The organism is Mesorhizobium sp. M8A.F.Ca.ET.218.01.1.1 (assembly GCF_004791165.1).
Classification (GTDB): domain Bacteria; phylum Pseudomonadota; class Alphaproteobacteria; order Rhizobiales; family Rhizobiaceae; genus Mesorhizobium.
In genome coordinates this window covers 393,497-416,024 of sequence record NZ_SRUZ01000001.1, presented here as the reverse complement: position 1 = coordinate 416,024, position 22,528 = coordinate 393,497, and the positions used below count along the sequence as shown (strand labels likewise).

The 22,528-nt window shown below is 63.1% G+C and carries 19 protein-coding genes; 14 read left to right on the top strand and 5 right to left on the bottom strand.

The features are described 5' to 3' along the window. Positions 1 to 29 precede the first annotated feature (29 nt). The 8 genes from EN861_RS02000 to EN861_RS01965 all read left to right on the top strand — a co-directional run bounded on the left by EN861_RS02000 (position 30) and on the right by EN861_RS01965 (position 8,780). Positions 30 to 548, top strand: coding sequence for a prepilin peptidase (locus EN861_RS02000; RefSeq protein ID WP_127870752.1), 519 nt, complete (start codon positions 30 to 32; stop codon positions 546 to 548). Between the two features lie 212 nt (positions 549 to 760). Continuing rightward, the gene (gene cpaB, locus EN861_RS01995) at positions 761 to 1,573 is read left to right on the top strand and encodes a Flp pilus assembly protein CpaB (RefSeq protein ID WP_127278980.1); all 813 of its coding nucleotides are present in this window, start codon (positions 761 to 763) and stop codon (positions 1,571 to 1,573) included. Next, entirely contained in the window at positions 1,570 to 3,084 is a 1,515-nt protein-coding gene (locus EN861_RS01990; protein ID WP_127278981.1) for a type II and III secretion system protein family protein, read from the top strand. The genes cpaB and EN861_RS01990 overlap by 4 nt, the downstream gene beginning before the upstream one ends. Positions 3,085 to 3,098: 14 nt before the next feature. Then, positions 3,099 to 3,830 (top strand): CpaD family pilus assembly protein, encoded by a 732-nt coding sequence (locus EN861_RS01985; RefSeq protein ID WP_127278982.1) that lies wholly within the window; start codon positions 3,099 to 3,101, stop codon positions 3,828 to 3,830. A gap of 53 nt (positions 3,831 to 3,883) precedes the next feature. Beyond that, complete coding sequence (locus EN861_RS01980) at positions 3,884 to 5,167, top strand: CpaE family protein (RefSeq protein WP_189343568.1); 1,284 nt, start codon at positions 3,884 to 3,886, stop codon at positions 5,165 to 5,167. A gap of 23 nt (positions 5,168 to 5,190) precedes the next feature. After that, positions 5,191 to 6,702: a CpaF family protein gene (locus tag EN861_RS01975; RefSeq protein WP_127870753.1), complete on the top strand. Its 1,512-nt coding sequence runs from the start codon at positions 5,191 to 5,193 to the stop codon at positions 6,700 to 6,702. Positions 6,703 to 6,731: 29 nt separating this feature from the next. Next, positions 6,732 to 7,745 (top strand): type II secretion system F family protein, encoded by a 1,014-nt coding sequence (locus EN861_RS01970; RefSeq protein ID WP_127278985.1) that lies wholly within the window; start codon positions 6,732 to 6,734, stop codon positions 7,743 to 7,745. Positions 7,746 to 7,754: 9 nt separating this feature from the next. Beyond that, positions 7,755 to 8,780, top strand: coding sequence for a type II secretion system F family protein (locus EN861_RS01965; RefSeq protein ID WP_127278986.1), 1,026 nt, complete (start codon positions 7,755 to 7,757; stop codon positions 8,778 to 8,780). Positions 8,781 to 8,866: 86 nt separating this feature from the next. Here the strand turns inward: EN861_RS01965 and EN861_RS01960 are convergent, their stop codons facing one another. After that, entirely contained in the window at positions 8,867 to 9,697 is an 831-nt protein-coding gene (locus EN861_RS01960; RefSeq protein ID WP_135862952.1) for a tetratricopeptide repeat protein, read from the bottom strand. A 132-nt stretch (positions 9,698 to 9,829) separates the two neighbouring features. Between EN861_RS01960 and EN861_RS01955 the strand changes: the two genes are divergently transcribed. The 5 genes from EN861_RS01955 to pdeM all read left to right on the top strand — a co-directional run bounded on the left by EN861_RS01955 (position 9,830) and on the right by pdeM (position 15,826). Further along, on the top strand, positions 9,830 to 11,194 hold the full coding sequence (locus EN861_RS01955) for a leucyl aminopeptidase family protein (RefSeq protein ID WP_127279771.1): 1,365 nt from the start codon (positions 9,830 to 9,832) through the stop codon (positions 11,192 to 11,194). Positions 11,195 to 11,266: 72 nt separating this feature from the next. After that, positions 11,267 to 11,617 carry a MarR family winged helix-turn-helix transcriptional regulator gene (locus EN861_RS01950; protein WP_015319324.1) on the top strand — a complete coding sequence of 117 codons (351 nt, stop codon included), beginning with the start codon at positions 11,267 to 11,269 and terminating at the stop codon, positions 11,615 to 11,617. 31 nt (positions 11,618 to 11,648) lie between these two features. Next, a complete protein-coding gene (locus tag EN861_RS01945; protein WP_127279772.1) occupies positions 11,649 to 12,509 on the top strand; it encodes an NlpC/P60 family protein in 861 nt (286 codons plus the stop codon). Positions 12,510 to 12,578: 69 nt separating this feature from the next. Continuing rightward, the gene (locus tag EN861_RS01940) at positions 12,579 to 15,113 is read left to right on the top strand and encodes a ligase-associated DNA damage response DEXH box helicase (RefSeq protein WP_135862080.1); all 2,535 of its coding nucleotides are present in this window, start codon (positions 12,579 to 12,581) and stop codon (positions 15,111 to 15,113) included. Then, a complete protein-coding gene (gene pdeM, locus EN861_RS01935; RefSeq protein ID WP_135862078.1) occupies positions 15,110 to 15,826 on the top strand; it encodes a ligase-associated DNA damage response endonuclease PdeM in 717 nt (238 codons plus the stop codon). Before EN861_RS01940 ends, pdeM begins: the two co-directional genes overlap by 4 nt. A 26-nt stretch (positions 15,827 to 15,852) precedes the next feature. On the opposite strand, the gene EN861_RS01930 is transcribed toward pdeM, so the two are convergent. The 4 genes from EN861_RS01930 to EN861_RS01915 all read right to left on the bottom strand — a co-directional run bounded on the left by EN861_RS01930 (position 15,853) and on the right by EN861_RS01915 (position 21,350). Beyond that, complete coding sequence (locus EN861_RS01930; protein ID WP_127280003.1) at positions 15,853 to 16,626, bottom strand: tetratricopeptide repeat protein; 774 nt, start codon at positions 16,624 to 16,626, stop codon at positions 15,853 to 15,855. Positions 16,627 to 16,752: 126 nt separating this feature from the next. Further along, positions 16,753 to 17,688 carry a dimethyl sulfoxide reductase anchor subunit family protein gene (locus tag EN861_RS01925; protein ID WP_127280002.1) on the bottom strand — a complete coding sequence of 312 codons (936 nt, stop codon included), beginning with the start codon at positions 17,686 to 17,688 and terminating at the stop codon, positions 16,753 to 16,755. 6 nt (positions 17,689 to 17,694) lie between these two features. Next, positions 17,695 to 18,429 carry a 4Fe-4S dicluster domain-containing protein gene (locus tag EN861_RS01920; RefSeq protein WP_127280001.1) on the bottom strand — a complete coding sequence of 245 codons (735 nt, stop codon included), beginning with the start codon at positions 18,427 to 18,429 and terminating at the stop codon, positions 17,695 to 17,697. Then, positions 18,426 to 21,350, bottom strand: a complete 2,925-nt coding sequence (locus EN861_RS01915) for a molybdopterin oxidoreductase family protein (protein ID WP_135862076.1) — start codon at positions 21,348 to 21,350, stop codon at positions 18,426 to 18,428. Before EN861_RS01915 ends, EN861_RS01920 begins: the two co-directional genes overlap by 4 nt. A gap of 281 nt (positions 21,351 to 21,631) precedes the next feature. On the opposite strand from EN861_RS01915, the gene EN861_RS01910 reads away from it, so the two are divergent. Beyond that, complete coding sequence (locus EN861_RS01910; protein ID WP_127280996.1) at positions 21,632 to 22,528, top strand: LysR family transcriptional regulator; 897 nt, start codon at positions 21,632 to 21,634, stop codon at positions 22,526 to 22,528.

Sequence of the window (22,528 nt, the reverse complement as noted above, 5' to 3'; positions counted from 1 at the left end):
TGGAATCCGCACAATAGGCACAATCGCCGATGCTTGAAGCCCTGATCTTCGTCGTCTTTCCGTTCTGCATGCTGTTTGCCGCGATCTCCGACATGTTGTCGATGACGATCGCCAATCGCGTGCCGGTGCTGCTTGTCGTCGTCTTCGCCCTGGTGGCGCCGCTGACGGGCATGGACTGGGCGGCCTATGGCTGGCATTTCGCCGCCGGCGCCATCGTCCTGGCCGTGACGTTCGGCCTGTTCGCCTTGGGTGGCATGGGCGGTGGCGATGCCAAGCTGCTGGCCGCCACGGCCGTGTGGATGGGGCTCAACGTGCAGCTCGTCGAATATCTTGTCGCCTCGACAATCATCGGCGGCCTTCTGACGATCGCGATCCTGCTTTACCGGAAATCGCCGCTGGCGGTTTTCACCGGACGCAATCCATTCCTGCGGCATTTCGCGGAAGAGTCGGCCGGTGTTCCCTACGGGATCGCGCTCGGCCTTGGTGGCCTGCTGACCTACCCGGACTCGCCTTTGATGGTGTGGGCGCTGGCAAGGCTGGCGAGCTGAATTCATCAAATTTTTCGTGGGCTGACATGGCTTACACGCCGGCTTTACGGAGCGGCGGCCCAGCCTTTCCGCGCATCGCGGCGCGATCCGTCCAATTTATGTAAACCTTAAATTAATCACGATCGTAAGCATTGCATTAACCTTGTTTTGACGATTGCCGCTGCAAAGTCCGGCTTGGCTACGTGGTTTGCCAAGGGCGAGGGTTCGGACAGATGCCAGCATCCCGATTGATTATTCTGAGCGTGGCGGTGGCCGCGGCGGGCGGTGCTGGCTATGTGGCGAAAAACATGGTCGCTCCGCCGCCTCAGGTCGTCGTCGATTCTGGCCCCCAGGCGCCCGCGGTGTCCCTGCAGGACGTGCTTGTGCTCTCGGGCGATGTCGCAATGGGCAACGCGCTCGAGAACAACATAGCCTGGCAATCCTGGCCCGCTGACGGCATCAACGCGAATTTCATCACCAAGGCCACCGCTCCCGATGCTTTGGAGAAACTCAAGGGGTCGATTGCCCGCGTGGCGATGTACGCGGGCGAGCCGGTGCGGCGCTCCAAGCTGATCGGCGAGGGACAAAGCTTCATGTCGTCCATCCTGCCTTCCGGCATGCGGGCGGTCGCAACGACGATATCGGCGGACACTTCGGCCGGCGGCTTCATCCTTCCAAACGATTTCGTCGACGTCATCATGACCCGCAGGGCCGATGCCAGCACCGGTGGCGCCGGCTTCAACACCGAGACCATCCTCAAGAATATCCGCGTCCTGGCGATCGACCAGACCATCCAGGAGGACGAGGAAGGCAAGAAGACCAGGGTGGGCCAGACCGCCACGCTGGAGCTGACCCCCAAACAGGCGGAGATCATCACCGTTGCCCAGCAGATGGCGGATCGCCTGACTCTGGCGCTGCGGGCGATCGCTGACACCCAGGAAAAGAATGTGGATGAGGCCGACTATCTCGTTTCCGGCAATGGCCGCCGGGGAACGGTGAGGCTGATCAAGTCGGGCGAAGTCTCCGAAGTAGGAGCAAGAAAATGAGGCTAAGCGCTAAACTGCCGGCCATCCTAGCCACGGCATTCGGCCTGCTGCTCGTCGGAGCGAATGTGCAGGGCGTCGAGGCGAAGAGCACGCAGGTGTCGGCCACGACAGCCACCCAGCGCGTCAAGCTTGGCCTCAACAAGTCGGTGGTCATAGACCTGCCGAGCGATGCCTATGACATTCTTGTCGCCAATCCCTCCGTTGCCGACGCGGTGACCCGCACCGCAAGGCGTATCTACCTCTTCGGCAAGGCGGTCGGCGAAACCAACATCTTCGTCTTTGGGCCGAACGGCGAACAGATCGCCAGCCTGGATCTGGCCATCGAGCGCGACGTCGCCGGCCTGGAGGATTATATCAAGCGCTTCCTTCCGACCTCGGCCGTCAAGGTTGAACTGCTGAATGACAACGTGGTTCTGACCGGCACCGTGGATACACCCTTGGATGCCAAGCGTGCCGAACAGCTGGCAAACATGTTTGTGTCCGGCGGTGAAGCGACGACGGGACAATATTCGCAGACCGCTGCCGGCGGCTCGGCCCAGAGCGGTGTCGACATCAACAACCCTGACCAGGAGCGCCGCGTCAGCCAAATCGTCAATTTGCTGCAGATCATCGGTGACGATCAGGTCACGCTGAAGGTGACGGTCGCCGAAGTCAGCCGTTCGGTGATGAAGCAGCTCGGTGTCAACATGGTCGGCAGCGGCGGCAGCAACGGCATCAGCTACGGCGCGCTCAGCGACAATTTCACCGGCCTCGGCAAGCAACTGTCGAATTCCGGCTTCACGATCGGCGCCTCGGGGTTGCAGGCCTATATCAACGCCATGGAACAGTCCGGGGTCATGAAGACGCTGGCCGAGCCGACCCTGACTGCTGTTTCTGGCGAGAAGGCGACGTTCCGGGTTGGCGGTGAATACAACATGGTGAGCGGCGTCACCGCGAACGTATCGACCGACAACCAGACCGGCCTGAAGAACTATACCATCGACAAGATCGAATATGGCATCGGCCTGGAGTTCCAGCCGGTGGTGCTGTCTCCCGGTCGCATCAGCCTGAAAGTCAGAACGTCGGTCTCCGAGCCGACCACCGAAGGGTCCGTTTCGCTGTCCTCGGGTGTGACGAGTCCCGGCACGAATATCCTGTCTCTGCGCAAGCGTCTTGCCGATACGACCGTGGAACTGCCCTCCGGCGGCTCCATGATGATCGCTGGCCTTGTTCGCGACGATGTCAGGCAGGCCATCAACGGCTTGCCCGGGCTGACGAAGATTCCAGTGCTCGGCGCGCTCTTCCGCAGCAGGGATTTCGTGCGCAACGAGACCGAGCTCGTCATCATCATCACGCCCTATCTGGTGAAGCCGGTGGCGCGCAATGAGCTGGCCAAGCCGGACGACAATTTCAACCCGCCGAGCGACGGCGCCGGCATGTTCCTTGGGCGCGTCAATCGCGTCTACGGCACCATGCAGACCGACAGGCCCAACGGCCGCTATCACGGCGTTGTCGGCTTCATCTACAAGTGAACGGGAAAGCGGACATGTCTCAGTCAGCACTTAAGGCAAGGACCATGGCGATGCGCTCCGGCCGTTCTCGGATAGGCCTGCGAGCGCTTCCGATCATGGCGGTGGCGGTGTCGGCTCTGCTGGCCGGTTGTGCCCAGCGCGACAGCGTTACCGTCGGCGCCATCCCCGACGACTATCGCACCAATCATCCGATCGTCATCGCCGAGAAAAACCAGAAGATCGATCTTCCTGTTGGCGCCGGTGACCGCGGCATGACCGGCTCGCAGCGCGACACGCTCCTGGGTTTCCTCGACGGCTATGACAAGAGTGCCGCTCCGACATTGACGATCCAGATTCCAAGCGGATCGGCCAACGAAGTCGCCGCAACGGCGGCCGGCCATGATTTCGCTCGGCTCGCGTTCGCTGCCGGGATCAAGCGCGACCGGATCGTCGTGGTCTCCTATCAAGCGGGATCGAGCGAGGCATCAGCCCCGGTTCGCGTCTCCTACATCGCGGTGAGGGCACAGACCGACAAATGCGGTCGTTGGCCCGCTGACCTGGTGGAGACGTCGGAGAACAAGCACTACGCCGATTTCGGCTGCTCCTATCAGAACAATCTTGCCGCCCAGGTGGCCAATCCGGGAGATCTTCTCGGGCCGCGCAAGTCCACCACTATTGATGCGGCCAATCGCAGCAAAGCCATCGGTGTCTACCAAGACAGGGGCATTTCGGATGAATTCCTCGGCAACTCGGAAGTGACTTACTAAGCCGCCCTCGGAAAGAAGCGACGTCAGGAACAGGCCACGGAAAGAGCATGACCATGAGCAACCTTGCCTATGACGCCACCGTGGAGGGCGGTGATACCTCGCTGCAGGACGTCGCCGCGATGCAGGCGTTGCGGCCGGTTCCGCGTATTTCGATCCAGGCATTCTGCGAGACGGAGGGCGTTGCCAATCCGGTCCAGCGCGCCGGCGAGGACCGCCGCATGACCAAGGCGCATCTCAAGGTCCATATGGGCGGCGTCCCCACGGCAATCGAGTTCTACCAGTCGGCGCCGACACCGAACCTGATCCTGCTGGAATCGCGCAGCGAACCCAAGCAATTGCTGGAGCAGCTCGCCCAGCTTTCGGAATATTGCGATCCATCCTCGAAAGTGGTGGTGATCGGCCATTACAATGATGTTGGTCTCTATCGCGAGCTCATCCGCTCCGGCATCTCCGAATATGTCATCGCGCCGGTGTCGATGGCCGACGTCGTCAGCGTCGTCTCGTCGATCTTCGTCGATCCGGAAGCTGAACCGCTCGGTCGCTCGGTCGCCTTCGTCGGCGCCAAGGGTGGCGTCGGCTCTTCCACGATCGCCCACAATGTTGCCTGGGCAATGTCCTCCCTGTTCAAATCCGAGGTCGTTGTGGCCGACCTCGATCTCGCCTTCGGCACCGCCAACATCAATTTCGATCAGGATCCGGCCCAAGGCATCGCCGAGGCTGTGTTCTCGCCCGAGCGCATCGACGAAGTCTATCTCGACCGGCTGCTGACCCAATGCGCCGAGCATCTGTCGCTGCTCGCGGCGCCCTCGACGCTGGAACGCGTCTACGACTTCGATCCCGACGCCTTCGCGCAACTTGTCGATACCGCGCAGCGCAGCGTGCCGCTCCTTGTTCTCGACGTTCCCCATGTCTGGACGGGATGGGCCAAGAACACGCTGGTCAAGGCCGACGAAATCGTCATCACGGCGACGCCGGAGCTGGCCAATCTGCGCAACACAAAGAACCTGGTCGACATGCTCAAGCGGCTTCGCCCGAACGACCCGCCGCCGAAATTGATCATCAACCAGGCCGGCATACCCAAGCGGCCGGAGATCTCGCCATCCGATTTCGCCGAGCCGCTCGGCCTGACGCCGATGTCGGTCATCGGCTTTGATCCCTTGCTGTTCGGCAATGCCGCGAACAACGGGCGCATGCTGGGCGAGATGGATGCCAAGAACCCGGTTGTGGCCACGATCAACGAGATTGCTCATGTGCTGACCGGCCGCAGCGAAATCAGGGCGAAAAAGAAGGCTGGCCTGGGCAGTCTGCTCGGCAAGCTCTCGCGCAACAAGAAGTGACGAAATGGGGTCGGTAGTCGGTCATGTTCGGTAAAAGAGGCAACGACGACGGCAACCGGTTCAAGCCGGAATTTCGCCAGCCGGCGCCGGCACCGGCGCCGGTCGCGCCGGCCGCCGCGGTTTCGGTGGACACAGCGGTTCTTGCCCGGCCCGCGGCCACGCCGCAGCCGAGCGCGCCTGTCGCGCCACCCGCCAGGCGCGCGGTCGAGGCGCCACCGATGGCGCCGGAACCGAGGAGAGGCCGCGAAAAGAGCGAAACCTATTACGATACCAAGAGCCAGGTTTTCTCGGCCCTGATCGATACGATCGACCTGTCGCAACTCGCCAAGCTCGATCCCGAAAGCGCCCGCGAGGAAATCCGCGACATCGTCAACGATATCATCGCGATCAAGAACTTCGCGATGTCGATCGCCGAGCAGGAAGAACTGCTCGAGGACATCTGCAACGACGTGCTTGGCTATGGGCCGCTTGAGCCGCTGCTCGCGCGCGACGACATCGCCGACATCATGGTCAACGGGTCCAAGAACGTCTACATCGAAGTCAACGGCAAGGTCGAACAGACCGGCATCCGCTTCCGCGACAACCAGCAGTTGCTCAACATCTGCCAGCGCATCGTCAGCCAGGTCGGCCGCCGCGTCGACGAATCCAGCCCGATCTGCGACGCCCGTCTTCCCGACGGATCGCGGGTCAACGTCATTGCACCGCCGCTGGCCATCGACGGCACCGCGCTCACCATCCGCAAATTCAAGAAAGACAAGCTGACGCTCGACCAGCTGGTCAAGTTCGGCGCCATCTCTCCGCAGGGAGCCGAAGTTCTCAAGATCATCGGCCGCGTCCGCTGCAACATCGTCATTTCGGGCGGCACCGGCTCCGGCAAGACGACATTGCTCAATTGCCTGACCAACTACATCGACCGTGATGAGCGCGTCATCACCTGCGAGGACTCGGCCGAACTGCAACTGCAGCAGCCGCATGTCGTGCGCTTGGAAACGCGTCCCCCCAACCTCGAGGGCGAGGGCGAGGTGACGATGCGCGACCTGGTCAAGAACTGCCTGCGCATGCGGCCCGAACGCATCATCGTCGGCGAAGTGCGCGGACCCGAGGTCTTCGACCTTCTGCAGGCGATGAACACCGGCCATGACGGCTCGATGGGAACGATCCACTCCAACAGCCCGCGCGAATGCCTGAACCGCATCGAATCCATGATCGCCATGGGCGGCTATTCGCTGCCGCAGAAAACCGTGCGCGAAATCGTCGTCGGCTCCATCGACGTGATCATCCAGGCGGCTCGCCTGCGCGATGGATCGCGCCGCATCACCCATATCACCGAAGTGATCGGGATGGAGGGCGACGTCATCATCACGCAGGATATCGTCCTCTACAACATCAAGGGCGAGGACGCCAACGGCAGGTTGCTGGGTGAACACGTCTCGACCGGCATCGGCCGCCCCCATTTCTGGGAGCGGGCTCGATACTATGGCGAGGAGCAGCGTCTCGCCACGGCGCTCGAAGCCATGGAGAAACGTGCTGACTGACGCATCCGCGGGCGTGAAGGTTCAGGTCGATGTTTGGAATTGACGGCACCGTATTGGCGTTTGTCGTGCTCGCCGGCTTCAGCGCCGGCGCGGTCGCCTATGCATTTCTGTTCAACCAGATCAGCAATGAGAAACAGGCCGGAAAGCGGCTTGAAACGATCAAGGCCGCCGAAACGGACCGCTCTGTCGTCAAGGCGACGCGCGACCGCGCGGCGGACGCGGCCAAGCGCCGTAAATCGGTGCAGGATTCCCTGAAGGAGCTCGACGAGAAGCAGAAGACCAAGGACACCGCCGTCAAGAAGCCGCCGCTGAAAGCCCAGCTTCGCCAGGCTGGGATGAAGGTGCCGATCGAGCGTTTCTATATCTATTCGGCCATATGCGGCCTCGCGCTGACAATCGTCGCGTTCATGGTCGGTGCGCCGATGATCGTATTGCCCGGTATATTGCTCGCCGGAGCGCTCGGCTTGCCGCGTTGGTTCGTTTCTTTTCGTCGTACCCGCCGCGTCAAGGCGTTCCTCAACGAATTTCCAAACGCGCTCGATATCATCGTCCGGGCGGTCAAGTCCGGCCTGCCGCTGAACGACGCCGTGCGCCTGATCGCCAATGAATCCCCTGAGCCCGTGAAGACCGAGTTTCGCCGAATAGTCGATTCGCAGCAGATGGGCCTGTCGATCCCCGACGCGACCTTGCGCATGCCCGAAACCATGCCATGCACCGAGGCGAGTTTCTTCGGCATCGTCATCCAGATCCAGTCGCAGGCCGGCGGAAATCTCTCCGAGGCGCTGGGCAACCTTTCGCGCGTGTTGCGCGACCGCAAGAAGATGAAGGCCAAGGTCGCGGCACTGTCGATGGAAGCGAAAGCATCCGCCGCCATCATCGGCGCCTTGCCTTTCATCGTCGCCTTTCTCGTCTATCTCTCCAGTCCCAACTATTTGATGCCGCTGTTCACGACCAGCGTCGGTCATCTAATACTCGGTTTCGCCGCCGTCTGGATGTCGATCGGCATCTTCGTGATGCGCAAGATGATGAACTTCGAAGTCTAGGACCGCGGCATGACCGAACAAGTCATCAAATCACTGACGGATCCCAGCTTCCTGATTGCGCTGCTGGTCGCCATCGCCGTGTTCGCAACCGTCTTTACGCTGCTGCCGGCGATCGGCGGAAACCAGCTCAAGGCGCGCATGAAGTCGGTCGCGCTGGAGCGTGATGAGCTTCGCGCCAAGCAGCGCGCGCGGCTCGCGAACGAGGCCGATCGCCGCCGCAAGGGTCTGCGCGAGCAACAGTCGGTCGGCATGCGCAACATTGTCGACCGGCTCGATCTGCGGCGTGCGTTGGCCGACGAGGCCACCTTGCAGAAACTCAAGGTTGCAGGCTTTCGCGGGCAGAATCCGCTAACGCGTTTTCTGTTCTTCCGCCTGGTGCTTCCTTTTGTCGGCTTCGCGCTCGGTCTGGTCTATATCTTCGTGCTCGGCGGATTGCCCGACAAGCCATTGGTGATCCGGCTGTTCGTCTGCGTCCTCGTTGCCTATGGCGGCTTCTACGCGCCGGTCCTCTACGTCAACAACCGCGCGACCAAGCGCAAGCAGTCGATCCAGATGGCGTGGCCGGATGCGCTCGACCTGATGCTGATCTGCGTGGAGTCCGGCATGTCGGTGGAAGCCGCGCTGCGCAAGGTCGCCGACGAGATCGGCGCGCAGTCGGTGGCCCTGGCAGAAGAATTCATCCTGACCAACGCCGAGCTCTCCTATCTGCAGGAACGCAAGCAGGCTTATGAAAACCTGGCCGGCCGCACGGGGCTGGAATCGGTCAAGTCGGTGTCGCAGGCGCTTGTCCAGGCCGAGCGCTATGGCACGCCGGTGGCTCACGCGCTGCGCGTGCTTGCCAGCGAAAGCCGCGACATGCGCATGAACGCCGCCGAGAAAAAGGCCGCCGCCCTGCCGCCCAAGCTCACCGTGCCGATGATCTTGTTCTTCCTGCCGGTGCTGTTCGCCATCATCCTGGGGCCGGCGGGCATCCAGGTCAGCCAACGCGGTATCTTTGGCGATCATTCAGGCGGGGCCGCGTCGACCAGCCAGTAGGCCAACGCAGAATCCGTCCGCGGAAACAAAAAGCCGCGCTGCAATGGAGCGCGGCTTTTTTATGATTTTCGGTAAGCTCGTGGCGATCAGTTGGTGGCGGTTTTCGGCGGTTTCGCCTTGTCCTGATCCTTGAGCTGGCTCCAGGCGTTCTGCTGGGCCAGCATCTGCCTGAGATAGGCAACGTTGGCCTGCGCCTGTTCGGGCGAAAGTTCCTGCGAGGCGATCTTCTCGGCTTCGTCGAAACGGCCCTGCAGGCCGACAACGAGCGCCAGGTTCTGGCGTACCCGGCTGTCGGCGTTCGGCTGCTGGGCGGCCGACCGCATATAGGTCTCGGCGGTGCGCAGATCCCCTTCCAGCACATAGGACATGCCGAGATTGGAAAGGACCGAAGGCTCGTTGGGCTTGAGTTCGAGCGCTTTGCGGTAAAGCTGGCGCGCGTCGTCCTTCTGGTTGAGCTGGTCAAGTATGGCCGCTTCGGCGGAGACCAGCCTCCAGTCGGGATATTCCGGCGTCTGCGCGCGGCGCACCGCGTCGAGCGCCGCCTCGAACTGGCCGTTGGCGGCCAGCGCCTTGCCGTAGGCGGCGAGTACGTCGCGGTCCTTCGGATAGGCGATCGCCAGCTTGCGCATCACCGCAAGCGACTGGTCGGCGTCGCCATCCATCTGCAGCGCCGCCGCGAAGTTGGTCGCGATGCGCTTGTCGTTGGGGTTCCTGGCGTAGGATTGGCCGAGTGCGGCGGTGGCATTGTGCAGTTCTCCCGCCGACATCGTCTCCAGCGGCTTGCCGCTGGTGCGTCCGATCGAGCCGGTGGTGAGCTTGTCGGTCGCGCATCCCGCGACACCTGCCGCGAGCGCCAGCATGAATGCCGTGGTGATGAGCCGTTTTCCCCGGATGTCTATCGTGCGGTTGGTCGGCATCGGCACCCTGGGCCTCCATTCATGCGCGTGGCCATTGCGTGGCCATCTTCCCTCCAGCAGAAATATTCTGTTAACCCTAACGGAGGGTTAAGAAGCGCCGACTCGGGGCGAGCTCGGCAGGAGAAACATCTGATGGCTGTGGAACTGGTCGAGAACAAGCTGAAGAACCCACTGCCGGTCCATCTGGTCGGCAGGGACGGCCTGGAGGCGGCCGGTCTGTCGCCGTCTATTGTCGCTTGGGCCAGGGCAAACGGCTTTTCCGGCGAGGCCGGCAGGACGCTGGCCGTGCCCGGCGAGAACGGAGCGCTCGGCGGCGCCATGTTCGGTATTGGCGACGGCGAGGGCGCGCTCGCCCTGGGCGCGCTGGCGAAAACCCTGCCGGAAGGCGACTGGCACTTCGCCTCGGCGCCGGCCGAGCCGGAACTGGCGGCAATCGCGTTGGCGCTCGGCGGCTATGTCTTTACCCGCTACGGCAAGAAGCCGGGCAAGCAGCTGCGCTTCGAGCTGCCGGCCGGCGTCGATGTGCAGCGCGTTCGCCGCATCGCCGATGGCGTTTTCCTGACGCGCGATCTGGTCAACACACCGACCAACGATATGGGGCCGGACGATCTGGAGAGGGCAGTGCGGGCCTTGGCTGGGACCCACAAGGCCGAAGTCTCCGTCATCAAGGGTGAAGACCTGCTCACACAGAATTTCCCGATGATCCACGCCGTCGGTCGTGCCTCGTCCGGCGCGCCGCGCTTGATCGACATGACATGGGGGCAGCAAGGCGCGCCGAAGGTCACCCTGGTCGGCAAGGGTGTCTGCTTCGACACTGGCGGCCTCGACATCAAGCCGTCCTCGGGCATGCTGTTGATGAAGAAGGACATGGGCGGCGCCGCCAATGTGCTTGGCTTGGCTTCGATGATCATGGCCGCCGGGCTCAACGTACGGCTGCGGGTGCTGATCCCCGCGGTCGAGAATTCGATTGCCGGCAACGCTTTCCGGCCCGGTGACGTGCTGGCGAGCCGCAAGGGTATATCAGTCGAGATCGGCAACACGGACGCCGAGGGGAGGCTGGTGCTGGGCGATGCGCTGGCGCTGGCCGACGAGGAGGAACCGCGGCTCCTGGTCGACATGGCGACCCTGACCGGAGCCGCCCGCGTCGCGCTCGGCCCCGACCTGCCGCCCTTCTACACCGATGACGAGGCGCTTGCCTCGGAGCTGGCGGCGGCATCGCTGGCGGTCGAGGATCCGCTGTGGCGCATGCCGCTATGGCGGCCCTACGATGCGAAACTGTCGTCGAAGATCGCCGACATCAACAACGTCACCACGGACGGTTTCGCCGGTTCCATCACCGCGGCGCTGTTCCTCAAGCGCTTCGTCGAGAAGACCGCGAGCTGGGCGCATTTCGATATCTTTGCCTGGAACCCCGCCGATCGCCCCTATGGCCCCGCCGGTGGCGAGGCGCAAGGCATCCGGGCGCTGGAGCGGATCATCTCGACGCGTTATGGCTGATGGCCGCAACCAGAGCCGGCAAATTGCTGAAACTGAAACGGAACCGAAACAATTTGCCGTCATGATGGCGCGATGTCGATTGCGATGCGCCCGAGCCAGGCCTTGCGACTGTGGCAGCAAGTGATGCTGTCACAGGTGCGCGAGGATGCGCCCGATCTCACCATGCGTCAGACGGCGATCCTGTTCACCATCTATCTCGATCCGCCGCCGCATACGGTGCGCGGTCTTGCCGCCCGCCTCAACGTCACCAAGCCGGTCATCACACGCGCGCTCGATACGATGGGCGCGCTGAAACTGGTGTCGCGCCATCGCGACGAGCTCGACAAGCGCAATGTCCTGATCAAGCGCACCGTTGAAGGCGCGCTCTTTGTCGAGCGCTTCGGCGATGGTATCATTGCCAAGGCCCACGAACTGCCGATCTGACTGTATTGCCCATTCAACAGGGTTGCCGATTTTGACCGCTCACGACGCACGCCTTCATGCTTTCCGCTCCGATCTCGCCGATGCCAGGTTGAAAGGAGAAGTCGCTGCCGACCGTTTCGTAGCGGGCCGGCCAGCGCGGATTTCGGTGCCGGTGGCCGATATCCGCAAGGCGCCGAAGCTGGATTCAGGCGTCAACACGCAAGCTCTGTTCGGCGACGATATCCTGGTTTTCGAGGACAGAGAAGGCTGGGCGTGGATCCAGGCCGAGCGAGACGGCTATGTCGGCTATGTCGCCGACAGCATGCTGGGCGGGCGGGACCATGCGTCCACCCATATCGTCTCGGTGCCGCGTACGTTCCTTTATCCCGGTCCGGATCTGCGCTTTCCGATCGCCGGGCAACTGTCGATGGGATCGACCGTAACGGTGACGGGTGCCGCCGAAACACGCGGCACGCACTATGCCCTGCTGCCGTCGGGTGAAGCCATGATCGCTGGCCATCTGCGGCCGATCGGCGAAGTGGCCGGCGACTATGTGTCCGTGGCCGAGACGTTTCTCGGCACGCCCTATCTGTGGGGCGGTGTTTCCGGCTTCGGCATCGATTGCTCCGGCCTGGTGCAACTGGCCATGCGCATGGCTGGCAGGGAGGTGCTGCGCGATTCCGACATGCAGGCCGCTTCGGTCGGCGAGCCGCTCGAGCCGGGCGCCGATTTTTCGGGGTTGCGACGTGGTGACCTGGTGTTCTGGAAAGGTCACGTCGCCATCATGACCGACGCCCAAACCATGATCCACGCCAACGGCCACACCATGCTGGTATCGCGCGAAGGGCTGAAGGAAGCGGTCGCCCGCATCGGCTATCTCTATGGCGGACCGACGGGGTTTCGGCGGCCGTAAGGCTTTTTTCGATCCCCTTTTGTTCCGATTCTGCTTGGCGATTGCGCGCCGCCGCGCTACCTCTGGCGGGTGACCGAGCTGCCGCGCCTCGCCGACCAGAATGCCGCCGTCGTCTTGCCCGAGCCATTCGTAAAATGGTTCGGCGAGAAGGGCTGGTCGCCGCGCGCGCATCAGATCGAACTGCTGGCGAAAGCCCAGGCCGGGCAATCGGTGCTGTTGATCGCGCCGACCGGCGCCGGCAAGACGCTGGCCGGCTTCCTGCCGTCGCTGACCGAACTGGCCGTCAGGCCGAGGCGAAAACCAGGCCAGGCGCGGCGCGGCATCCACACGCTGTACATCTCGCCGCTGAAGGCACTGGCCGTCGACATCGAGCGCAATCTCGGCAAGCCGGTCGAGGAGATCGGCCTGCCGGTCACCATCGAAACGCGCACCGGCGACACCCCCGCCCACAAGCGCCAGCGCCAGAAGCTTGCGCCGCCCGACATCCTGCTCACCACACCAGAGCAACTGGCCTTGCTGATCGCGGCAGGCGATGCGAGGCGCTTCTTCGAGGATTTGCGCTATGTCGTGCTCGACGAATTGCATTCGCTGGTGACGTCGAAGCGCGGCCATCTGCTGGCGCTTGGGCTGGCGCGGCTGCGCAGCTTCGTCCCTGGCCTGCAGACGATCGGGCTGTCGGCGACGGTGGCCGAGCCGGACGAATTGCGGCGCTGGCTGGTCAGCCAGAACCCACCCGGTGACATGGCGGAATTGATCACCGTGACGGGTGGGGCGAAGCCCGAAATCTCGATCCTCGATTCCGAGGAGCGCGTGCCGTGGGCGGGGCACTCGGCGCGCTACGCCACGCCGGAAATCTACCGCGAGATCAAGCGCCACAAGACGACCTTGCTGTTCGTCAACACGCGCAGCCAGGCGGAGCTGCTGTTCCAGGAGTTGTGGCGGGTCAACGAGGACACCTTGCCGATCGCCCTGCATCATGGCTCGCTCGACGTCGCCCAGCGCCGGCGTGTCGAAAAGGCAATGGGCGACAACGCATTGCGCGCCATCGTCGCCACCTCGACGCTCGATCTCGGCATCGACTGGGGCGATGTCGACCTGGTCGTGCATGTCGGCGCGCCAAAGGGGGCCAGCCGGCTGGCGCAGCGCATCGGCCGCGCCAACCACCGCATGGACGAGCCGTCGAAGGCGATCCTGATTCCCGCCAACCGTTTCGAGGTGCTGGAATGCCGGGCCGCGCTCGACGCCAATTATCTCGGTGCGCAGGATACGCCGCCGCTGGTCAATGGCGGGCTCGACGTGCTGGCGCAGCATGTGCTGGGCTGCGCCTGCGGCGCACCGTTCCGGGCCGATGACCTCTATGAAGAGGTGCGAACGGCGGCACCCTATGCCGGCCTCGATCGTCCGACCTTCGACCGTGTCATCGATTTCGTCGCCACCGGCGGCTACGCGTTGAAGAATTACGAGCGCTACGCCCGCATCCGCCTGAACAAGGATGGGATGTGGCGCGTATCCAATCCGCGCGTCGCCCAGCAATACAGGCTGAATGTCGGCACCATCATCGAGGTGCCGGCGCTCAATGTGCGCTACGTCAAGGCCGGCAGCAAAGGCGCGGCGTCGCACGGCGGCCGCGTGCTCGGCAAGATCGAGGAGGCGTTCCTCGAAACCTTGACGCATGGCGACACCTTCATGTTTGCCGGCAAGGTGCTGCGCTTCGAAGGTATCCGCGAGAATGAATGCTTCGTCTCGAATGCGCCCGGCAGCGACGCTAAGGTGCCCTATTATGGCGGCGGCAAGTTTCCGCTGTCGACGTACCTTGCCGAACAGGTCCGCATCATGCTCGACGATCCGCAGCGTTGGAAGAAGCTGCCGGAGCAGGTGGCCGACTGGCTGCGGTTTCAGTCGGACAAATCGATGCTCCCCAAGCGCGACGATTTGCTGATCGAGACTTTTCCGCGCGGCAACCGCCATTATCTGGTCGCCTATCCCTTCGAGGGCAGGCTGGCGCACCAGACGCTTGGCATGCTGCTCACCCGTCGCCTCGACAGGGCGGGCGCCAGGCCGCTTGGCTTCGTCGCCACCGACTATGCCTTGGCCATATGGTCGCTGGGCGACATGGGTGCGATGTTCAAAGCCAGGAAACCTTCACTCGGCGCGCTGTTCGACCAGGACATGCTGGGCGACGATCTCGAAGCCTGGCTGGCCGACAGCTGGCTTCTCAAGCGCACCTTCCGCAACTGCGCGCTGATCTCGGGCCTGATCGAAAAACGCCACCCCGGCCAGGAGAAGAGCGGCCGCCAGGTCACGGTGTCGACCGACCTGATCTACGATGTGCTGCGCAGCCATGAGCCGGACCACATCCTGCTTCAGGCGACGCGTGCCGATGCGGCGACCGGCCTGCTCGATGTCAGCAGACTTGCGGACATGCTCTCGCGCATCCAGGGTCGAATCATGCATAAGGCGCTCGAACAGATATCGCCGCTTGCCGTGCCGATCATGCTCGAGATCGGCAAGATGCCGGTCAATGGCGAGGCCGATGAAACGCTGCTGATGGATGCGGCGACGCTGGTCGAGGAGGCCATGGGGCCCGGGATGGTTGACGAATGACCTTTTCGCTGGCGCGCGCATCGCTGATCGCCGAGGCCGACCTTGTCGGCATCGCGGGCGCGCGCGCGGTCTGCGATCCGCGCGGCGTGCTCTATTTTCCCGAGCTCAAGCTGCTGACAGTTTCTGACCTGCATCTGGAGAAGGGCTCGTCGCTGGCCAGGCGCGGCACACTGATCCCGCCCTACGATACCGGCGCGACCCTGCTGCGATTGCAGGCGGTGATATCGGACTACCAGCCGTCGATCATCATCAGCCTGGGTGACAGTTTCCACGATGGCGGCGGCGCCAAGCGCATGCATTCGAGCTTTCGCGAACGGCTGGAGGCGCTGATGGCAGGCCGTGACTGGTTCTGGGTCGCCGGCAATCACGACCCGGAGGCGCCGGCGGACCTGCCCGGCGAGACCGTGCGGGAACTGGCCATAGGTTCCCTGCTGTTCCGGCACGAGCCGTCGAAGGTGCGGGTCGAGGGCGAGATTTCAGGCCACCTGCATCCCTGCGCGCGCATCGTGCAGCAAGGCCGTTCGGTGCGCAGGCGCTGCTTTGCCGGCGACGGCGGCCGCATGATCATGCCGGCTTTCGGTGCCTATACCGGCTCGCTCAACGTGCTCGACCGCGCCTATGCCGGCTTGTTCCGGCTGGAGTCGCTGATGGCTTACATGCTTGGCACTGACCGCATCTTCGCCATCTCCGGTTCGATGCTGCGGCCGGGTTGAGGGTCGCCGCCTGGTCTTGGTGAAGCTCAAGTCTTCTTAAGCGCAGCATGAATGCGGTCAAGTGCTTCTTCCGCGCCGCGGTATCCCTGCGCTGCCGAGCGTTTTAACCATTGGATGGCAAGGTCATCATTCTGCTCAACCCCAACACCTTTGAGATACATCAATGCCACGTTGAATTGCGCCTTGCTGTCATTCAGTTGCGCAGCCTTTTCGTACCAATAGAAGGCTAGCTTGGGGTTCTTATCTACAATCTCGCCGGTCAGGTAAGCCACGCCCAAATTAATTTGCGCGTCAACATTACCTTGCTCAGCTGCTTTGGTTAACCAAAGTACCGCATCGGAACCACTTTTGGGCACTCCCGTCCCAGAAAAATACGCGTATCCAAGATACTGCTGAGCTTCGGGCAAACCTCGGATCGCCGCCTTGCGCCATAGCTCCGCCGCTTTGGAATCATCCTGCTGAACGCCCTTGCCCCAGGAGTACAAAAGTCCAAGGTTCAACTCGGCCACTGCCATGTCTTGATCCGCCGCCTTGCCCCACCATTCGGCAGCTTTGGAATAATCCAGTGGAACACCCAGTCCTCTGGAATACAGAAATCCGACGTTAAATTGGGCAATGGCATCACCCTTTTGGGCGAGAGCCGTCCATTCTTTGTACGCTTCTGAATAATTATTCGCTTTAAAGGCGGCTTCGGCTTCGAGCGCGCCTGCTATTAAATTGCAGGGTGCAAGGATAAACATACATGCGGCGAACAAGCCGAGTGCGAGATAGGTCGGAGAGCGGAAGGCAGCGAGATTCATCGCCTTGAACTACGAATAGAGAACTGGAGCATTCTGGATTTAAAGGATAGTATCGACTCCGCTGTCAACAATAATGCCGAATTTTACTGTCGCTCAGAGAGCTGGCGGAAGTCATTTTCAGCTGTCCTATCGTCCATAATAAAGCGTGACGGTGTGCTTCGCCTCGGCGAAGAACAGCCAGCGTTCGACCAGCATGCCGGTGAACTGGACGATTGCAGCGAGCCCTGAAGAGACCGCCGCAAAGGGCCAGGGCAGGGCGAAGGTGGCGGTGAGCAGCAGGATGGGTAGAGCGAACGCCAGCGCCTGCGTGATCCGGCGCAGCTTCGCGCTGTGCTTGCGCGCGATGCGGAAGCCCATTTCCTTGAGCAGGTAGTTTTCCTCGGTATGCGGCCATTCCAGGGATCGCACCGTGCCGCCGGAGAGCCCGGTCGCGGTGTTCGCGTTGGTCGCGATTTCAAGCTGGTCATTGTGGCGCCAGGTCGCCAGCTTCCAGCCCCAGCCGAGCAAGGTGAGCAGTACGGAAGCGGCGAGCGGGACAGTCGAGCCGACCGCAAAGCCTTGCAGCAGGGCATTCACGAGCACGCAGCCGCTCATCGCCGAGAAGATCAGATAGCCGGGCAAGGTGTAGGGGCTGTGCCATTGGGCAATCGGCTTGAGCGATGCATAGATCATGCCGGTCATGCAGACCGTGACAAAGGCGCCGAAGGTGGCCAGAACGCCCGCGGCCGCCACCCAGCCATCGAGGCGGCCAAGGAAGACCCAGCCCAGGCCGAAGAGGCCCGCCGGGATGAAGGTGATGACCGACAATACGCCTTCGCGCGACAGCCATGAACTGCGCCATTGCGAGAACGCCCGCCAGGCACGTTCAGGTCTGCCGAGATGGCGGGTCGATGACAGCAGGCCGGCCGCGATCAGGCCGAGCGCCAGGCCAATGCCGACGAAGCCCGGCCAGAAATCGGGCGCGATGAGGCCGAGCGGGCCGAGCACGCCGAGCATTGCGAGCAACCCATAGCCGGCACCCGTAGCGGTGGTGAAGAAAACGACCGAAAAAGCTGGATGCATGGATGGTCAGCTCGAAAGCATGCGGTCGACCCAGCCAAGGAAAGCACCCTCGGCCCGCACCGGCTCCAGCGCCTTGGCCGGCACCGATGCGGCGCGCTGCGTATGGGCGCGCGGCGGCAGGTATTTGTTGGTCGGGCGATAGCCAAGCTCGGGCATCAGGTCGACCCCGCCGCGATCCGCCACCAGTTGCGAGACGGCGGATTGGGGATCGCCGAGGTCACCGAAATGCCGGGCGCTGGTCGGGCAGGCGGCGACGCAGGCCGGCACGCGGTCTCCTTCGGCCAGATTGTCGTTGTAGATGCGGTCGACGCAGAGCGTGCATTTCTTCATCACGCCGACATCCGTGTCGAACTCGCGCGCGCCGTAAGGGCACGCCCAGCTGCACAATTTGCAACCGATGCACTTGTCCTCGTCGATCAGCACGATGCCGTCCGAGGCGCGTTTGTAGGAGGCGCCCGTCGGACAGACGGTGACGCAGGCCGGCGTCTCGCAATGCAGGCAGGAGCGCGGGAAGTTCACCGTGCGCCCGCCCATCTCGGTGATGTGCTCGTAGCTGTGCACGCGGTTGAACCAGACGCCGTCGACATGGCCGCCGTAAGGGTCGATGTCGGTCAGCGGCGCCATGTGACCGCCGGTGTTCCACTCCTTGCAGGCGGTGACGCAGGCCTGGCAGCCGACACAGGTGTCGAGGTCGACGACGAGGCCGAGCTTCTTGCCGCCCGGACTTGGAAGACAGGTCATTCGGCCGCCTCTCTTGCCCGGCGAAATTCGGCGCCGAAAGTGAGCTTGTCGGGCGAGGGTTCGAAATGTGGCGGCTGGCGAAATCTTTCGAATTGCGGCTCGGTGAAGCCGGCTTCCTCATCAGCGCATTTGACGATGCGCACGCGCAGATCGAACCACGCAGCCTGTCCCGTGACTGGATCGGAATTCGAATAACGTCTGCCGCTGGCATCGGCAGAAGTCTGGTCACCGATGATGTGGTTGAGCAGGAAGCCGCGATTGCTCTCGGCCGCATTGTCCTTCAGCCCCCAGCTGCCGCGCCTTTTGCCGATCGCGTTCCAGGTCCAGACCGTGCTTTCGTTTACTCCGTCGACCAGCTTGATCTGCCCCTTCACCTTGCCATTGATGCTCTCGATCCACACCCAGTCGTCATCGACAAGGCCAAGGCCGGCCGCCGTCCGGTGATGTACGAACAGCCGGTTCTGGCTGGTGATCTGCCGCAACCACGCGTTTTGCGAACCCCAGGAATGGTACATGTGCATGGGCCGCTGCGTCAGCGCGTGCAGCGGGTATTTTTCCAGGTCCACGGCCTGTTCCTCGAAGGGCATGTACCAGAACGGCAGCGGATCCATGTAGGTCTCGATGCGCCGGCGTTCGCCTTCGGGCGGCACCACCCGGCCATGTCCGCGCGCGGCCAGCCGAAAACGCTGCATCGGTTCGGAATAGAGCTGGAAGACGACCGGCTCGGCCTTGGGAATGAAGCCCAGTTGCACGGCGAAATCGAGATAGGAGCGGTTGGCCATCTTGTAGTAGCGCTGGTCGTCAGTGAAGTCGTGGTGCCAGAAGCCGCCATTGTCGATGTAGCGCTGCAACTGGTCCGGATTGGGCTCGCCCTTGCCGATGGAAGTGCCTTCCTTGCCGCGCCAGCCGGCCAGCGGGCCGATGCCAGGCGTGCGCTCATGGTTGACGATGTAGTCGGCATAGTCGCTGTACTTTGCCGAGCCGTCGTCATTGACAAACCCCGGCAGCCCAAGCCGCGCGCCGAGTTCGATCATGACCGACTGGAACGGCCTGACGTCGCGGTCGGGCTCGACGACGGGATGGCGGATGGCGTCCCCCGGCCCGTCGGCATGGCTGATCGGCCGGTCGAGTAGGCTGATGCAGTCATGACGCTCGAGATAGGTGGTGTCGGGCAGCACGAGGTCTGCGAACGGCACGGTCTCGGAGTAATAGGCGTCGGAATAGATGATGAATGGGATCCTGTAGTTGCCCGCCTCATCACGGTCGGTGAGCATGGCCATGGTCTCGACCGTGTTCATCGAGGAGTTCCACGCCATGTTCGACATGTACATCAGCAGCGTGTCGATCGGGTACGGGTCGCCGGCCCAGGCGTTGCGGATGACGGTGTGCATCAGACCATGCGCCGCAAGTGGCGAATCCCAGGAATAAGCCTTGTCGATGCGCAGCGGCGTGCCGGCCTCATCGACCAGCAGATCGTCGGGTCCACAAACGAAACCGAGGGGCATGCCGTCGAGCGGCGTCATCGGCCTCACGTCCTTGCCGCAGGGCTTCGGACCCGGCGGGGCGGACCGGGGGTAGGGCGGCTTGAAGCGGAAGCCGCCAGGCACGTCCACGGTTCCGAGAAGCACCTGCAGCAGGTGAATGGCGCGACAGGTATGAAAGCCGTTGGAATGGGCGGAGATGCCGCGCATGGCATGCATCGAAACAGGTCGGCCCTTGATCGTCTCATGCCGGCGCCCGGCCCAATCGGTCCAGGCGACCGGCAGTTCGATCACCTCTTCGAAGGCGACATGTGCAAGTTCGGCGGCGATCCGGCGGATCGTATCGGCGGCAATGCCGCAACGCCCGGCGACCGCGTCGGGTGCGTAGCTCTCGTCGAGATAGCGGTCCGCAATGAGCCGGAACACCGGAACGCACCTGCGCCCGTCGACCGTGAAGCTGCCGGTCAGTGCCGGCTTCGCATCTGGATCGGTTGCGTTGACGGAGGTCTTCGCCACCCGGTCCCAAGCGACCAGAGCGCTGTCGCCATCGCGCAGAAAGAGCCCATCATCGGCGGCGCCAGGATCCTGGATGACCAGGACATGCGCGTTGGTGTAGCGGAGCAGATAATCGAGATCGACGCGGCCGGCCTTCAAGAGTTCGTGGATGAGCGCGAACACGAACAGGCCGTCAGTGCCGGGTCGGATGCCGATCCAGTCATCGGCGATCGCATTGTAACCGGTCCGGCAGGGATTGATCGACACCACCTTGGCGCCGCGCGCCTTGAGCTTGCCCAGTCCGATCTTGATCGGGTTGGAGTCATGGTCCTCGGCGACGCCGAACAGCATGAAGTATTTCGTGTTGTCCCAATCGGGCTCGCCGAACTCCCAGAACGAGCCGCCGATCGAGTAGAGGCCACCGGCTGCCATGTTGACCGAACAGAAGCCGCCATGGGCAGCGAAGTTCGGCGTCCCAAACTGGCTCGCCCACCAGCCTGTCAAGGATTGCGACTGGTCACGTCCGGTGAAGAAGGCGAGTTTTTTGGGGTCGGTCCGGCGGATATGCGACAGCCGCTCGGTGGCGATCGAGAAGGCTTCCTCCCACTCGATCTCGCGGAACTCACCCGAGCCGCGCGGGCCGGTGCGCAAGAGCGGCTTCTTCAGCCGGGCCGGGCTGTAGTGCTGCATGATGCCGGAGCTGCCCTTGCCGCAGATCACGCCGCGATTGACTGGATGGTCCTTGTTGCCGTTGATGTAGCGGATCTTGCCGTCCTTGATGTGCACGTCGATCCCGCAGCGGCAGGCGCACATGTAGCAGGTCGTCTTGGCGATGCTGTCGGAAACATCTGGGGAGGTGTCGACGCCGTCGCCTTCATCGGGCGCGCGCGTGTCGGCAAGCTGGCGTTGCGAGGGGGCTGAATTGGCGCCGCGCGGTCCTTGCATCATGATCCCGTGGTGCTCGCGCGGCCGGCGAATTTGGCGCGCGTCTTCGGTCCGGGGCCGCGCATGTAATGCTCTTCGGGGTGATATCGATCACCGGCCAATCGCCGCCGGATGCCGCGGGTCCAATGCGCAAGCAGGGATCTGAACCGCCCGATCATTTTATTCTCTGCGACCTGCAGGCCAATTTTTTCTAACTTCGGCTAAAAAAGTAGAATAAAGCTATCGATCCGTCTAATCAGTTGTTCTTGTAAATTCGATCGATATTGGTTCTTAATGCAGGCATGACCCTGGACCAGTTGCGCATTTTCGTCGCCGTCGCAGAGCGCGGCCACATGACCAAGGCAGCAGAGCTTCTCGGCATTTCCCAGTCGGCCGCGTCGGCGGCCATTCGCGCGCTGGAAGAGCAGCACGGTGTCCATCTGTTCAACCGCGTCGGCCGCAACATAGAGCTGGCCCAGACCGGCCACCGGTTCCTGCCCGAGGCCAAGGCCGTGCTGGAGCGGGCTGCCGCCGCCCGCAACGTGCTGGAACATGTTTCGCAGACGGTCGCCGGCAGCCTCTCGATCGCCGCCAGCCTGACCATCGCCAGCTACTGGCTGCCGCGCCGGCTGGCCTCCTTCCACGAGGCCTATCCGGCCGTCAGGCTTAGCGTCACCATCGGCAACACGAGGCAGGTCGAGGCCAGCGTGCTCGATGGAACCGCCGATCTCGGCTTGGTCGAAGGGCGCACCGAATCCGACATATTGCGCCGCGCCAAGGTCGATACCGACCGGTTGATGCTGGTCGTTGCCAGCTCCCATCCGCGGATCGCCGAAATCGCGCCGGGCCGCCCCGACATCACGGGCCTGCGCTGGATCATCCGCGAGGGCGGCTCCGGCACGCGCGAGGTGCTGGAGGATCTGGCGCGCCGCGAGGGGGTTTCACTTGCCGACCTGCAGATATTCCTGGTGCTGCCCAGCAACGAGGCGGTTCGCCAGGCCGTCGAAGCGGGCGCCGGCGCGACCATCATTTCGGAGCTGGTCGTCGGGCACGCGGTCGCCGAGGGGAGCCTGAGAGCCGTGCCGATCGAATTGCCGAAGCGCGACTTCGCCATGATCACCCATCGCGACCGCCAGGCAAGCCTGGCCCAGATGGCGCTGAAGGCGCATCTGGCTGCAGAGATGAACGGGTCAGGGTAG

Excerpts from the sequence above, each read along its gene's own strand:
- EN861_RS01915 (WP_135862076.1), bottom strand. The coding sequence starts at position 21,350 with ATGCAAGGACCGCGCGGCGCCAATTCAGCCCCCTCGCAACGCCAGCTT.
- EN861_RS01970 (WP_127278985.1), top strand. The coding sequence starts at position 6,732 with ATGTTTGGAATTGACGGCACCGTATTGGCGTTTGTCGTGCTCGCCGGC.
- EN861_RS01925 (WP_127280002.1), bottom strand. The coding sequence starts at position 17,688 with ATGCATCCAGCTTTTTCGGTCGTTTTCTTCACCACCGCTACGGGTGCC.
- EN861_RS01950 (WP_015319324.1), top strand. The coding sequence starts at position 11,267 with ATGTCGATTGCGATGCGCCCGAGCCAGGCCTTGCGACTGTGGCAGCAA.
- EN861_RS01985 (WP_127278982.1), top strand. The coding sequence starts at position 3,099 with ATGTCTCAGTCAGCACTTAAGGCAAGGACCATGGCGATGCGCTCCGGC.
- EN861_RS01990 (WP_127278981.1), top strand. The coding sequence starts at position 1,570 with ATGAGGCTAAGCGCTAAACTGCCGGCCATCCTAGCCACGGCATTCGGC.
- EN861_RS01910 (WP_127280996.1), top strand. The coding sequence starts at position 21,632 with ATGACCCTGGACCAGTTGCGCATTTTCGTCGCCGTCGCAGAGCGCGGC.
- pdeM (WP_135862078.1), top strand. The coding sequence starts at position 15,110 with ATGACCTTTTCGCTGGCGCGCGCATCGCTGATCGCCGAGGCCGACCTT.
- EN861_RS01920 (WP_127280001.1), bottom strand. The coding sequence starts at position 18,429 with ATGACCTGTCTTCCAAGTCCGGGCGGCAAGAAGCTCGGCCTCGTCGTC.
- EN861_RS01975 (WP_127870753.1), top strand. The coding sequence starts at position 5,191 with ATGTTCGGTAAAAGAGGCAACGACGACGGCAACCGGTTCAAGCCGGAA.
- EN861_RS01930 (WP_127280003.1), bottom strand. The coding sequence starts at position 16,626 with ATGAATCTCGCTGCCTTCCGCTCTCCGACCTATCTCGCACTCGGCTTG.
- EN861_RS01965 (WP_127278986.1), top strand. The coding sequence starts at position 7,755 with ATGACCGAACAAGTCATCAAATCACTGACGGATCCCAGCTTCCTGATT.
- EN861_RS01960 (WP_135862952.1), bottom strand. The coding sequence starts at position 9,697 with ATGCCGACCAACCGCACGATAGACATCCGGGGAAAACGGCTCATCACC.
- EN861_RS01980 (WP_189343568.1), top strand. The coding sequence starts at position 3,884 with ATGAGCAACCTTGCCTATGACGCCACCGTGGAGGGCGGTGATACCTCG.
- EN861_RS01955 (WP_127279771.1), top strand. The coding sequence starts at position 9,830 with ATGGCTGTGGAACTGGTCGAGAACAAGCTGAAGAACCCACTGCCGGTC.
- cpaB (WP_127278980.1), top strand. The coding sequence starts at position 761 with ATGCCAGCATCCCGATTGATTATTCTGAGCGTGGCGGTGGCCGCGGCG.
- EN861_RS02000 (WP_127870752.1), top strand. The coding sequence starts at position 30 with ATGCTTGAAGCCCTGATCTTCGTCGTCTTTCCGTTCTGCATGCTGTTT.